Source organism: Aeromonas molluscorum (assembly GCF_051376105.1).
GTDB classification, from domain to species: Bacteria; Pseudomonadota; Gammaproteobacteria; order Enterobacterales; family Aeromonadaceae; genus Aeromonas; species Aeromonas molluscorum.
The window spans coordinates 1374235-1387866 of the sequence record NZ_JBPQCY010000001.1 but is presented as its reverse complement, the minus strand read 5'-3'; the positions used below and the strand labels follow the sequence as shown (position 1 = coordinate 1387866).

11 protein-coding genes and 1 riboswitch are annotated in these 13632 nt (G+C 60.0%); of the genes, 5 read left to right on the top strand and 6 right to left on the bottom strand.

The annotated features are described in order from the left end of the window. Nucleotides 1-71 precede the first annotated feature (71 nt). Nucleotides 72-3560 (top strand): hybrid sensor histidine kinase/response regulator, encoded by a 3489-nt coding sequence (locus ACSMDR_RS06605; RefSeq protein ID WP_436467689.1) that lies wholly within the window; start codon nucleotides 72-74, stop codon nucleotides 3558-3560. A gap of 184 nt (nucleotides 3561-3744) precedes the next feature. Continuing rightward, nucleotides 3745-3832: riboswitch (cyclic di-GMP riboswitch) on the top strand. Between the two features lie 113 nt (nucleotides 3833-3945). Next, nucleotides 3946-6540, top strand: a complete 2595-nt coding sequence (locus ACSMDR_RS06600) for a glycosyl hydrolase family 18 protein (protein ID WP_436467688.1) — start codon at nucleotides 3946-3948, stop codon at nucleotides 6538-6540. Nucleotides 6541-6798: 258 nt separating this feature from the next. On the opposite strand, the gene ACSMDR_RS06595 is transcribed toward ACSMDR_RS06600, so the two are convergent. Then, the gene (locus tag ACSMDR_RS06595) at nucleotides 6799-7605 is read right to left on the bottom strand and encodes a putative RNA methyltransferase (protein ID WP_436467687.1); all 807 of its coding nucleotides are present in this window, start codon (nucleotides 7603-7605) and stop codon (nucleotides 6799-6801) included. Between the two features lie 195 nt (nucleotides 7606-7800). Beyond that, nucleotides 7801-8439: a cAMP-activated global transcriptional regulator CRP gene (gene crp / locus ACSMDR_RS06590; protein WP_005896734.1), complete on the bottom strand. Its 639-nt coding sequence runs from the start codon at nucleotides 8437-8439 to the stop codon at nucleotides 7801-7803. A gap of 425 nt (nucleotides 8440-8864) precedes the next feature. On the opposite strand from crp, the gene ACSMDR_RS06585 reads away from it, so the two are divergent. Further along, on the top strand, nucleotides 8865-9269 hold the full coding sequence (locus tag ACSMDR_RS06585) for an OsmC family protein (RefSeq protein WP_005896732.1): 405 nt from the start codon (nucleotides 8865-8867) through the stop codon (nucleotides 9267-9269). 37 nt (nucleotides 9270-9306) lie between these two features. Next, entirely contained in the window at nucleotides 9307-9606 is a 300-nt protein-coding gene (locus ACSMDR_RS06580) for an MliC family protein (protein WP_436467686.1), read from the top strand. 75 nt (nucleotides 9607-9681) lie between these two features. Here the strand turns inward: ACSMDR_RS06580 and ACSMDR_RS06575 are convergent, their stop codons facing one another. From ACSMDR_RS06575 to ACSMDR_RS06565, 3 genes are all read right to left on the bottom strand, one after another. Next, nucleotides 9682-10218: a DUF4136 domain-containing protein gene (locus tag ACSMDR_RS06575; RefSeq protein WP_436467685.1), complete on the bottom strand. Its 537-nt coding sequence runs from the start codon at nucleotides 10216-10218 to the stop codon at nucleotides 9682-9684. 16 nt (nucleotides 10219-10234) lie between these two features. Next, nucleotides 10235-11104 carry a phosphoribulokinase gene (locus ACSMDR_RS06570; RefSeq protein ID WP_005896722.1) on the bottom strand — a complete coding sequence of 290 codons (870 nt, stop codon included), beginning with the start codon at nucleotides 11102-11104 and terminating at the stop codon, nucleotides 10235-10237. An 89-nt stretch (nucleotides 11105-11193) separates the two neighbouring features. Then, a complete protein-coding gene (locus ACSMDR_RS06565) occupies nucleotides 11194-11430 on the bottom strand; it encodes a YheU family protein (RefSeq protein ID WP_436467684.1) in 237 nt (78 codons plus the stop codon). 85 nt (nucleotides 11431-11515) lie between these two features. On the opposite strand from ACSMDR_RS06565, the gene ACSMDR_RS06560 reads away from it, so the two are divergent. After that, nucleotides 11516-12667, top strand: a complete 1152-nt coding sequence (locus ACSMDR_RS06560) for a GGDEF domain-containing protein (protein ID WP_436467683.1) — start codon at nucleotides 11516-11518, stop codon at nucleotides 12665-12667. Here the strand turns inward: ACSMDR_RS06560 and ACSMDR_RS06555 are convergent. Continuing rightward, the gene (locus ACSMDR_RS06555) at nucleotides 12649-13632 is read right to left on the bottom strand and encodes a hydrolase (protein WP_436467682.1); all 984 of its coding nucleotides are present in this window, start codon (nucleotides 13630-13632) and stop codon (nucleotides 12649-12651) included. The genes ACSMDR_RS06560 and ACSMDR_RS06555 overlap by 19 nt on opposite strands.

The following is a 13632-nucleotide window of genomic DNA, read 5'->3' as shown; positions in this document are numbered from 1 at the left end:
TTTTGTTACAAGGGGCCGATGCTGCGGTACGCCGGGCCCCGCTGCACACAGTTGATCACAAGGAGTGAGTCATGCACCAGGGATGGTTGCTCATAGGGTTGTCCCTCGCCTATCTGGGGCTGCTGTTTCTGATCGCCTTCGTGGCGGACAAAAACAAGCGCCGCCGCCTCAAGGGGCAACCCCTGCTCTACAGCCTGTCGCTGGCCGTCTATTGCACCTCCTGGACCTTTTTTGGCACCGTCGGTCAGGCGAGCGAGTCCCCTTGGTCGCCCTTGCCCATCTACCTCGGCCCCATGCTGGTGTTCCTGTTTGGCTGGCGGTTGCTGGCCCGACTTATCCTGGTCGCCAAGCGCGAGCACATCACCTCCATCGCCGACTTTATCGCCGCCCGCTACGGCAAATCCCAACGTCTCGCCATGCTGATAAGCCTGGTGGCCATCATAGGGGTGCTGCCTTATCTGGTGTTGCAGCTCAAGGCGATAGTGACCGGGCTGGATCTGCTGATGGCGGGGGATACCCTGGTCGGCAACACCGGTAATACCGGCCAGCTGGCCCTGGGAGTCACCCTGCTGCTGGCCCTGTTCAGCATACTGTTTGGGGCCCGCAACCTGGATGCGACCGAACACCACAGGGGCATGGTGGTGGCCATCGCCTTCGAATCTGTGGTCAAGCTGCTGGCCTTCATGGTGGTGGGAGGTTTTGCACTCTGGCTCATCCTGGGGCAGTCCAGCGAGAGCCGGGATCTGGTCACCCAGGCGTTCTTCGCCTCTGTGGTCGATGTCAGCCCAGGCAACTTGCTCGAACTCGCCATCTATACCCTGCTGACCATGTGTGCGGTGATCTGCTTGCCGCGCCAGTTCCATGTGACTGTCGTGGAGAACAATCAGGGCCAGGATCTGCACTGGGCGCGCTGGCTTTTCCCCGTTTATCTGTTCCTGATGGGGCTCTTTATCTGGCCATTGGCATTGGCGGGAAAACAGTGGGTCGGTGCCGGCATGGCTTCGGATACCTATGTGATCAGCTTGCCCATGGCGCTTGGCAATCAAGGGATGGCCATGCTGGCCTTCCTTGGCGGCACCTCGGCCGCGACCGGCATGGTCATCGTCTCCACCATCGCCCTGGCCATCATGGTCAGCAACGATCTGGTGTTGCCTGTGCTGCTGCGCCGCTTCTGGCAACAGGGCCGGGATGAGCGACTGGTTCATCTGTTGCTGCAGGTACGGCGTGGCGCCATCTTGCTGATCCTGCTGGCGGCCTGGGCGCTCTATCTCTGGCTCGGCGATCTCACTAGCCTGTCGCGCATCGGCTACCTCTCATTTGGCGCCGTGGCCCAGTTTGCCCCGGCGCTGTTGCTCGGCCTCTATTGGCGCCATGGCAACCGCAAGGGGGTCTATCTCGGCCTGGGGCTTGGGATCAGCCTCTGGTTCATCACCCTGCTGGCCGAGAGCGGCCTGCTGGCGGGCTCGCCTCTGGAGGCCATGCTGGCCCCCCCCGACTGGCCCGCATTTCGCGAGCTGAGTCTGGGGGCCTGGTGCCTCTTCCTCAGCCTGGTGCTCAACCTGTTCGGCTACGTGGCGGGCTCCCTGCTGACCCGGGCGGCGGTGAGCGAGCGGCTGCAGGCGGCCAACTTCGTCGGTCAGCCCAGTCGTGATCAGGCGGCACTCTATCAGGCCAAGGTGAGCGTCAAGGAGCTGGAGATGCTGGCGGCCCGCTTCGTCGGCCCGAGCCGGGTCAAGCGCTCCTTCGGGCGCTTCGCCGGTGAGTCCGGTGGCACCTTGGCACCGCACATGCAGGCCAGCGCCGCCCTGATCGCACATACGGAGCGGTTGCTGGCCGGGGTGTTTGGCACCTCGTCGGCCAGGCTGGTACTCGCCTCCGCCCTGCAGGGCCGCAACATGCAGCTCGAGGAGATAGCCACCATAGTGGACGAGGCTTCGGATGTGCTGCGCTTCAACCGTGGCCTGTTGCAAGGGGCGATCGAGCACATAGGGCTGGGTATTTCTGTGGTGGACAGGGAGCTGCGGCTGGTTGCCTGGAATCAACGTTACATCGAGTTGTTCCAGTATCCGGCCGGACTTATCCAGGTGGGACGCCCCATAGAGGAGATCATCCGTCATAACGCCGTCAAGGGGCTGTGCGGCCAAGGAGAGGTCGAGGCCCACGTGGCCCGGCGGGTCGGTTTCATGAAGCGCGGCAGCGCCCACCTCTCTTCCCGGGAGCGCCCGGATGGCCGGGTTATCGAGCTGCAAGGCAATCCCATGCCCGGGGGGGGCTTCGTCATGACCTTCGCCGACATCACCCCCTTTCGCGATGCGGAACGGGTGCTGCGTGAGGCCAATGAACATCTGGAGGCGCGGGTGGCCGAACGAACCCGTGAGCTCTCGGCCCTCAACAGCCAGCTGCGCACCGTCAACGAGCAGGTTGAGCGGGCCAATCACTCCAAGAGCCGTTTCCTCGCGGCGGTGAGCCATGATCTGACTCAACCGCTCAATGCTGCCAAGCTGTTTACCTCCTCCTTGATTGAGACCTTGCCCGATGAGGGAGAAGCGGCCCGTCTCGCCCGTCACATCGATGATGCCCTGGGGGCGACCGAGGATCTCATCACCGACTTGCTCGACATCTCCCGGTTGGAGGCGGGCAAATTCAAGGCCAAGAAGCTCGATTTTGCCCTGGCGGATGTCTTTGACAACCTCAAGGCCGAGTTCGGGGTACTGGCCCAGGCAGGAGAGATAGAGTTTGCCGTGGTCGATACCCGGCTGGCCGTACACAGCGACGTGCGCTTGTTACGCCGTGTGCTGCAAAACTTCCTCACCAATGCATTTCGTTACAATCCCGGTGGACGGGTCTTGCTCGGTTGTCGCCGCCAGGGTCAGCAGCTGCGCATCGAGGTATGGGACACCGGGCCGGGCATCCCCCTGGACAAGCAGGAAGCCATCTTCGAAGAGTTCCAACGTCTGGATCACTCCCGCACTGCCCGTGAGCAGGGACTGGGGTTGGGTCTGGCCATCGCCCGCGGTATTTCGCAGGTGTTGGGACATCAGCTGACACTGCGCAGCTGGCCCGGGGCCGGCTCTGTGTTTGCCATCAGTCTCAACCTCGCCAGCCGCCCCTTGGTTGCCAGAACAGCCCTGAGCCCTGAGCCTCGGCGGGATAGCCAGCTGGCCGGGGTGCGGGTGCTCTGTCTCGATAATGAACCCGAGATACTGGTTGCCATGGCCTCCCTGCTGGGGCGGTGGGGCTGTGAGGTACGCTGCGTGCAGGACTTGGCCCAGGCCCTGACACTGGTGGAGACCTTCAAACCGGATCTGGTGCTGTCCGATTACCACCTCGACGATGGCAAGACGGGGTTGCAGGCGTTGCATATGCTGCGTCTTGCCCTCGGTACCGGCGTGGGGGGCATCATCATCAGTGCGGATCGAAAAGGCGAACTGCAGGCCCAGATCCGTGAGCATGGTTATGGCTATATCAGCAAGCCGGTCAAGCCACTCAAGCTCAGGGCGCTGATGAACAGCATGAGCGGGACCTGCAAACTTGATGATGATCACGAATTAACACATTAGTCTTCTGTTTGCAGGTAAACCACTTGGCAGAGGATCGTCGCATAAATGGCCTTTTAAGCCGATAAATTGCGTATTTTTGTGCTATTTGAATCCCTGCGACAAGGGGTGACTCACCTGGGGGGTTTGCTGCCTGCTCGGTTGGACCTTATATTTCCTTGGCGATTATTTTGATCGCGAATCAAGTTGTGCCAAAGGGCAAACCGGTCGAAAGGCCGGGACGCAAAACTTCCGGTCTAAGGGTCTGTTGTACCTAAGATAGCGGGGTCACCACAGGACTGTGTTTCCAGCTGGACGCCAAGCCAGCCTGGAATGTTGTCTGCTGTACCTGTCTGACATGCGTTGCCTTTTTCGTAAATAAAATGATAAACGAATAAGGAAATTCAACATGTTAAGTCCGAAACCCTCCTTGCTGGCCTTGATGGTGGCCGGGCTCTTTGCCTCCTCCGCCTATGCCGCAGCCCCAGGAAAGCCGACCATCGGATGGGGTGAAACCAAATTTGCCATCGTCGAAGTGGATCAGGCGGCGACCGCCTACAACAAGCTGGTGACCGTCCATGCCGACGGCGCCCCGGTCAGCGTGAGCTGGAACCTCTGGTCCGGCGATGTGGGTCAGACCGCCAAGGTGCTGCTGGACGGCGTCGAGGTGTGGAGCGGCCCGTCCGGTGCCTCCGGCACCGCCAACTTCAAGGTGACCAAGGGCGGTCGCTACCAGATGCAGATCGAGCTATGCAACGCCGGTGGCTGTACCCGATCCGATGCCAAGGAGATAGTGGTCGCCGACACCGACGGCAGTCATCTGTTGCCCCTCAATACGCCGCTCCAAGAGAACAACAAACCCTACACCAACAAGTCCGGCAAAGTAGTCGGTACCTATTACGTGGAGTGGGGCGTCTATGGCCGCAAGTTCACGGTCGACAAGATCCCGGCCCAGAACCTGACCCACATCCTCTATGGCTTTACCCCCATCTGCGGTGGCAATGGCATCAATGACAGCCTCAAGGAGATCGAAGGCAGCTTCGAGGCGCTGCAACGAGCCTGTGCCGGGCGTGCCGACTTCAAGGTGGCCATGCATGACCCCTGGGCCGCCATCCAGATGCCCCAGGGCAACCTCAAGGATTTCGATGAGCCGTATAAAGGCAACTTCGGTAACCTGATGGCCCTGAAACAAGCGCATCCCGACCTCAAGATATTGCCATCGGTCGGTGGCTGGACCCTCTCCGACCCCTTCTATTTCCTCGATGACAAGAGCAAGCGCGACACCTTCGTCGCCTCGGTCAAAGAGTTCCTGCAGACCTGGAAGTTCTTCGACGGGGTAGATATCGACTGGGAGTTCCCGGGGGGGCAGGGAGCCAATCCCAGCCTGGGTGGCCCCAATGATGGTGCCACTTATGTGACCCTGATGAAGGAGCTGCGCGCCATGCTCGACGAGCTGGAGGCCACCACAGGTCGCCAGTACGAGCTGACCTCGGCGATCAGTGCCGGTGGCGACAAGATTGCCAAAGTCGATTATCAGGCGGCGCAGCAGTACATGGATCACATCTTCCTGATGAGTTACGACTTCAACGGAGCCTGGACCAATACCGAACTGGGTCATCAGACCAACCTGTTTGAAGCGAGTTGGGATGCCAACACCAAGTACACCACCGACAAGGGGGTCAGGACGCTGCTCGGCCAGGGTGTGACCCCGGGCAAGATAGTGGTCGGGGCGGCCATGTATGGCCGCGGCTGGACCGGGGTGAATGGCTACCAGGCTGGCAACCCCTTCACCGGCACCGCCACAGGGCCGGTCAAGGGCACCTGGGAGAATGGTGTGGTGGATTACCGCCAGATCGTGAATGACTACATGGGGGCTGGCTGGGAACAGGGTTATGACGAGGTGGCAGAGGCACCTTATGTGTTCAAGGCCAGCACCGGGGATCTCATCACCTTCGACAACGATCGTTCGGTCAAGGCCAAGGGGCAGTATGTGCTGGCAAACCAGCTCGGCGGCCTCTTCTCCTGGGAGATTGACTCGGATAATGGTGACATTCTCAACGCCATGCATGAGGGGTTGGGAAATGGCAGTGGCACCTCCCCCGTCAACAAGCCGCCCATTGCCAACGCGGGCAAGGATCTCGGCGTAACAGGCCCGGCGAGCGTGACCCTGGACGGTTCGGCCTCCCGAGATCCCGAAGGCTCGGCCATAGGCTACGGCTGGATGCAGGTATCAGGTCCGGCCGTCCAGTTGGCGGGAGCCAATCAGGCGCAAGCCAGCTTCAACCTGGATGAGGTGTCTCAGGACGTCAATCTGGTGTTCGAATTGACGGTGACCGATGCCGATGGACTCACAGCCAAGGATCAGGTCGTGGTGACCAACAAGGCACCTCAGCCCAATCTTGCGCCAGTCGTGGTGCTTCCTGCCACCGCCAAGGTCGAGTCTGGCAAGCAGGTGAGTATCCAGGCGCAGGCCACTGATCCCAACGGGGATACCCTCAGTTACCAGTGGACGGTACCGGCCGGCTTGACCGCCACCGGGCAGAGCAGCGCGACCTTGGTCGTGACGGGGCCGAGCGTCACTGCCGAAACCGGTTATGACCTGAGTGTGACCGTCACCGACGGCGCCCTGGATGCCCAGGCCAGCACCCGGCTGACGGTCACGCCGGTGAGTGGTGGTGGCGATTGTGGCGCCACCGATCCGGATGCTGCCAATTGGCCTGCCTGGAGCGCCACGACCACTTACAACGGTGGCGAGAAGGTGAGTCATGGCGGCCTGGTCTGGCAGGCCAAATACTGGACCCAGGGCAATGAACCGAGTCGCAGCAGCGATCAGTGGAAGCTGATAAGCCAGGTGCAACTGGGTTGGGATGCCGCCGTGGCCTACAACGCGGGCGAGCTGACCACTCACAATGGCCACAACTGGAAGGCCCAGTACTGGACGAAAGGGGAGGAGCCCGGCGTTGCCGTTGTCTGGCAAGATATGGGCGCCGCTAGCTGCCCTTGATACGCGAAGATATGTGATAAAGAGCAAGCTGAAGGAGAGGGGCGCTTAATGGCGCCCCTTGTTATTTTTGCAGATCCAGGGTCGTCCGCAGGGACAGAGCCTGGCGGCTGGTGTCGGCGGCGCAGCATTAAGAAAGGCTGTGTGAAACACCATACCCGTACCGGCGTTCCACCTTGCTTTCTGGCGGGAGACTGCGGGTAGCCAAGAGGCATCCCTGGCGAGTGGAAACAACAAAGACCCCTCGGGGGCCTCTATTGTTTAGCTGATGAGCGGCTTTTGCCACAGGCTCAGCAACAGATCCTGTTCCAGCTCATCCGGACCTTGCTGGGTAAACAGATGGCGCTGTTCGGCGTCGGCGCGCCAGCCAAGACGGCTGGTCTCGAGCACGAAGCCGCGCAGGCTCTGATCCAGATTCAGGGAGAACTGACTGCGCTGCTGAGCGATCTGGCTGAGGCCGGTCAAGGTCGGCCAGCTCAGGGGATGTTCCATGCTGACCGGATTGAGGCTGACTCTCAGCTGCCACTGATGGCGCGGACCGGGCTGCAGATAAAGCAGATAGCCCCCCGGTGCCAGCCAGTCACACAGTTGCTCCGTCTTGACCTTGAGATCGTTGACCAGCAGCAAATCGGCTTTGCCCGATTGCAGTGGCGCCCGGGCCGGATCGGCGATGATGAAGCTGGCATCCGGTTGTGCCTTGCTGGCGGCGAAGATGGCATTCTTGGCCAGATCGACCCCACCGAAGCGCCAGCCGGGCAGACGCTCAGCCAGAGCACGGCAGTAGTAACCTTCGCCGCAACCGAGGTGGACAAGCTCCCGTTCACCCAAGGGGGCGAGTAGTGTGGCCATGGCCTCGACCAGGGGCTGCATGTGGCCCTGTTCCAGAAAGTTGCGCTTGGCGCGCATCAGGGAGCGGCTGTCACTATCTTTGGGGTTTTTCTTGCCCGGGATGAGATCCAGATAACCTTCCGGTTCAGGATCGAAGTGATGTTTGTTATCGCAATAGCGACCGTTGGAGGCCTGATGAAGGTGCAGTGGGCTGCGGCAGCGGGGACATTGCAGGTGCATGGGATTCTCGCTTCGGATCTAGAGTGCTTGCAGGCCGAGCCTGATGCTGAGACTGCTGATAGGGGGGCATTATAGGGGGATTGCGGCGAAAAGGGCGGCTCAGATGCGTTTTATCTTGGCGTGCGGCGCTTTTTACAGGAGCGGGATCGAAAAAGGCTGCCTGGGCAGCCTTTGTCTTGGGTGAGGATGCCGTTATCAGCGGGTACCAAATACCACTATGGTCTTGCCGTGGGCCGAGATGAGCTCTTGCTCTTCCAGCATCTTGAGAATGCGGCCGACGGTTTCACGAGAGCAGCCGACAATCTGGCCTATCTCCTGACGGGTGATCTTGATCTGCATGCCATCCGGGTGAGTCATGGCATCTGGCTGTTTGGCGAGATTGAGCAGGGTCTGAGCGATCCGGCCCGTCACATCCAGGAAGGCCAGGTTACCTACTTTCTGGCTGGTGTGCTGCAAACGCAGCGCCATCTGGCCGGAGAGGCGCATCAGTATCTCGGGGTTGACCTGGATCAGTTGACGAAACTTCTTGTAGGAGATCTCGGCAACTTCACAGGGACCCTTGGCGCGAACCCAAGCACTGCGCTCCGGGTTATCGTTCTCTTCGAACATGCCCATCTCGCCGAGGAAGTCCCCCTGGTTGAGATAGGAGAGGATCATCTCTTTCCCCTCATCGTCCTTGATGAGGACAGCCACTGTACCCTTGACGATGTAATACAGGGTCTCCGCTTTTTCACCCGCATGGATCAGGGTGCTCTTGGCGGGATACTTATGAATGTGGCAGTGCGACAAGAACCATTCCAGGGTGGGATCGCTTTGCGGTTTGCCAATGACCATGAGATTTCCTCTGTAGTGTCTTTACGGGACGTTATGCGTCCAGACAAGTTGCCAGTCTTGCCCTTCCTTGTGTCAGTGGCAGTAGGATAAGAGCCTTTGTCTGTGCTGACAAGGCTTAGGGCTTCCTTTGGACGCCAGCTACTGCACTGGGGAGGCATTCTAGGGAAGATAAATGCCGTAAACGTTGATTTTGATCCGGTTAGCCACAGGTTCTCTGTGCCGCTAGGGGCAATCAGGAAAGAGAGAGGGGGGTGGGCGCGGTGAGATAAGCCGCTTCCATGGCGCTTTTTCTCACGTTGCGTTGGTTGCCAGGGTCTCTGGGGGACTCGGCTGGCTGAGGTCAGATGCAGGAGGGTGGCTGGCTGAGGTATGCTATGGCATCGCGTCCGCCCGGACCGCACTATCGAACAATGAGGTGAGTGAAGATGAAAGCCAAGGTCAGTTGGGTTGAAGGCATGAAGTTTGTGGGGCAGAGTGAGTCTGGCCATCAAGTTACCCTCGATGGCGCCAACCCGGGAGAGGGGGCCAGCCCGATGGAACTGATCCTGCTGGCAGTCGGCGGTTGCAGCTCCATCGACGTGGTGTCCATCCTGGAGAAGGCGCGTCAGACCGTGACCGCCTGCCATGTGGAGTTATCGGGTGAACGGGTCGATACTGTGCCTCGGGTGTTTGAGAAGATTCACTTGAACTTCGTTGTGACCGGCAAAGGGCTAGTTGAAAAGCAGGTGGCCCGCGCCGTGGATCTCTCCATGGAGAAGTACTGTTCAGTCTCCCTAATGCTGGAAAAAGCGGTCGAAATTACCCATAGTTATCAAATCATTGAGGCCTGAACCCCAGCTTCGCTCGTCATCACATAAGGAAAGTGCAATGAATAAACTAGTCGTTCTGATCCCCGTACTGGGGCTGGCCGCCTGCAGCTCACCGCAGCCGACCCAGTATCAATACAACCAGTACCAGTGTGGTGAAGAGATGTTGGCGGTGACCTATGATCCCCAGGCCGACATGGTGCAATTCCCCCTGAACGGGGTGTATCAGAAACTGGGGCGTGTCGAGTCCGAGAAAGAGAGTGCCCGCTACTCAGATGGCGTTACCATGTTCTGGATCCAGGGCGACAAGCTGACCCTGACTCAGAAAGGGGTCACCCTGATGAACTGCACGCTGAAATAAGCGCGCCGCATCGTTAAAGCCAGAGGCCTGCATCCTGCAGGCCTCTGTCGTTTCTAGCCTGTGCTGCTTGCGGGATCAGGGCAGCTTGTCCAGCATCTTGGTGGCCAGCTCCTGGCTGAAGGTCGCCCGCTCGGACTCAGGAATGGCACTGTCCGTCGTGAGCTGGATGGCGCTGCTCCAGACGGCCTGTTGCTTCTGTCTGTCGAGCAAGATGATGGCGAGGGTTCCTTTGCGCTCTCCGGCCTTGGCCTGCACGCCCGGATTCATGCCGAGGCGGGCAAACAACTCGTCATCGCTGATATCCTGGGCACCGGCGACGCCGATTGCGACCCAAACATCGGCCTCGTCCAGGGGGGCGCTGCGCCAGCCCTTGGCATCCAGCTCCCGGCTGACGGCTTGTTGTATTGGCTCTAGCCAGCCTTCGGTACTGGCTCCCGAGTATTGATATTGCTCGGCCAGGGCATAGCGTGGCTGGGCCGGGAAAGGCCAGTGGCTGGCCGGGCGGATCACCTGAGTACCCATGTCGACCACGGGGGCCTGGTGGCCGCTGCTGCAGCCACCAAGCACGCCAAGCAGCATGAGTGCGGATAGTTTTTTCAGGGCTTTCGGCATAGTTTGCTCCTTACTATCAGGTGATTTTGCCGGTTTCGATCAGCTGCTGGATGAGGGGGCGCAGGATCAGCTCCATGGCAAAACCCATCTTGCCGCCTGGCACCACTATGGTATTCATGCGCGACATGAAGGCGCCATCGATCATCGATAACAGGTAGGGGAAGTCGACGTTTTTGATACCGCGAAAACGGATGACCAGCATGCTTTCATCGAGGCTGGGTATGATCTTGGCGCTGAAGGGGTTTGAGGTATCGACGGTCGGTACTCGCTGGAAGTTGATGTGGGTGCGCGAGAATTGGGGGGTGATGAAGTTGATGTAGTCATCCATGGAGCGGACGATGGAGTCGGCCACCGCCTCCCGGGAGTGGCCGCGCTCCGAGGTGTCACGAATGAGCTTCTGGATCCACTCCAGGTTGACGATGGGGACCACGCCAATCAGGAAGTCGACATGGCGAGCCACATTGTGATCCTCGGTGACGACGCCCCCATGCAAGCCTTCGTAAAACATCAGGTCAGTTTCGCTGGCCACATCCTGCCAGGGGGTAAAGGTGCCCGGCATCTGATTGAAGGGCACAGCCTCGTCGAAGGAGTGCAGATAGCGTCTGTACTGGCCGCTGCCATCCTGGCCATATTGCTGGAAGAAGGATTCCAGCAGGGCGAAGTCGTTCGCCTCGGGTCCGAAGTAACTGATGTGGCGACCCTGTTCCCGCGCCTTGCGGATGGCGACATCCATCTCGGGGCGAGTGTAGCGATGAAAGCTGTCGCCCTCGATCACCGCCGCCTGATAGCCGAGTTGGTGGAACATGGAGCGGAAGGCATTGGTCGAGGTGGAGGTGCCAGCGCCGGAGGAACCGGTCACCGCTATGATGGGATGCTTGGCCGACATAAGCGTCTGTTTCCTTGCTGTTATCCCTGCAATGAAGAGGGGTTGTCCATGAGAATGAGCCGAACGGGGGCGGCGGATATGCGCTTGTCCTAGGGGGTTTCTGCCTTGGATGAGTCGAAGCGATCGGTCGGTACTATGTTCACGCTCTCGTGCAGCTCACTGTACACTATCACCGCCGTTCCTTGGCGTAACTGCGTTTTCACGGACTCAACTTTGTCCGCCAAACTGGACTCTTGTTCACCGTAATCAGTGCCCTCCATCAATACGAACTGTTCAATCAGTCGTAGCAGGGTATCGGGTTCCAGGGTTTGCCAGGGGATGATCATAAACTCGGCTCATTGATTTGCATGGCCTCATTGTCGATCAGGGCGTCCTCGCTGCAAACTGTTTTTCTTTCATCATGGGGGGGCGATGTCCTCATTATCCAACCGGCGTGAATCGCCGCAGCGTCAGCATCTGCTGGCACAAGCCACCCGTCAGGCGCTGATCAAGGGAGCCCGCTGGGCTTGGGGCATACAGCTGATGATCGCCGCCTTCATGTGGTTCCATGTCCAGGCGATGCACGATGCCCATTTGGTGGTGGAGGGAGCACTGCCTTGGCAGCTGGGCATCCATGTCGAACTGCTCTTGCTGGTACTGCTCCTGCAACCGCTGCTCTGGTATTGGCTGGAGCGATGGCCGCTGGCACGCTGGCGCAAGGCAGTCTTCATTCTGGCGCTGCTATGGGGATGCCTCTGGGCCAGTGTCATCTATGCCTTGCTCAAGACAGAGCTGCCCGGCAGGGGAACCATGGAGCCTGCCATAGCGGCTACCCTGTTGCTGGTTGGGCTCATTTCGTTTTATCCGATGAGCCAGGTCCTGTATGGCTTCTGCTTGCCTATTCTGGCGAGCCTAATTAGCCAGATTCTGATCAACGTTGTGGCGTTTCCCTGGCTCTTCGGGTCCGGTATGTTGATCCTGCTTATTTTGTTGGAGACGGGGCGACGCATGCTCACCAGCTGGTTTGTCCTGGCGGTCGACCGTGAATATGAACAGGAGTTGATGCTAAAGCGGCTCGATGCCATGGCGCACCAGGATCCTCTTACCGGGATAGCCAATCGGCGTCATTTCGATATCGCCAGCAAAGAGGCCATCGCGCAAGGGGCCAGATTGAACGTTCCCTTGACGGTGATCCTGCTCGATGTGGATTTTTTCAAGCCATATAACGATCACTACGGCCATCAGGCCGGGGATGAGTGCCTGATCCTGGTGGCCGAGTGCCTGGAGGAGAGTGTGCGGGAGCCGGGGGATCTGGTGGCTCGCTATGGCGGAGAGGAGTTTGTGGTGCTCTTGCCCGAAACGGACTGTCGCGGTGCCATCAAAGTGGCAGAGCGTATTCGGGCCACCCTGGCCGCACGCGCCTTGCCCCATGCTGGCTCAACGGTGGCCCCCCACCTCACCCTGAGTCAGGGCATCGCCCAGTGGCAGCAGGGGCAGACGCTCATCGACTTGCTTGAGCGGGCGGACAGCGCCCTCTACCGGGTCAAGGAGCAGGGGCGCAATCATCATGCGGTCGCGCCGTAACCCTGTTCATCCAGCCACTGGCTGATGCGCTCTTCCAGCCAGAAGCGGGGTCGCCAGGGGGAGCCATAGACGAAGCCCACGTGCCCGCCCTGCTGGCTCAGCTCATAGCGCACCTGGGGCGAGAGCTGCTCGGGCTGGGGGATCACCGCGTGGGTCATGAAGGGGTCGTCGGCGGCGTGCAATATCAGGGTCGGTACTGAAATCTGGCCTAGCAGTGGCAGGCCGGAGCAGCATTGATAGTAGTGATCCGCGCTGTCGAACCCATGGAGCGGCGCCGTGACCTGCTGATCGAACTGGTAGAGGGTGCGAATGCGTTTGATGTCTGTGGCCCGAAAATGCGCGGCCGCCTGGGGATGAACCGTCAGCTTGCGCAGCAGGTGGGCGCGCATTGTGCCCAGCAGGTAGCGTTGATAGACCTTGGAAAATCCTTGATTGACCCGCGCAGAGCAGGCGTCTAGCCGCATGGGCGCCGAGACCACGGCCGCCGCCTTGAGGGCTGGCGGACAGGCTCGGGCCAGCAGGTTGACCAGCATGTTGCCACCGAGGGAGTAACCCACCGCCAGCAGTGGCTTGCCAGGAAAACGGCGCGCCAGCTCGGCGAGCAGTGCCAGGGCATCATCGATGGCCCCAGAGTGATAGGCCCCCAGCATGCGATTTGGCTCGCCGCTGCAGCCGCGAAAGTGCATCAGCACCGCCTCTTCGCCCCGTTGCTGCACGTGTTGCAGTATGCCGCGGGCATAGTGGGACTCTACACTGCCCTCCAAACCATGAAACAGCACCAGCAATGGCCGGTTATCGGCACTGATGGCGCCACTCCAGGCCAGATCGACAAAATCGCCGTCCGGCAGCTCGAAGCGCTCGGCCACATAGCGGATTGGCTGGCGCCGCAGCCACTTGGGCAATATGGTTTGCAGATGGGGATTTCGGGCCCACCAGGGGGCGCGAAAATGACTCTCGGTCAGCAT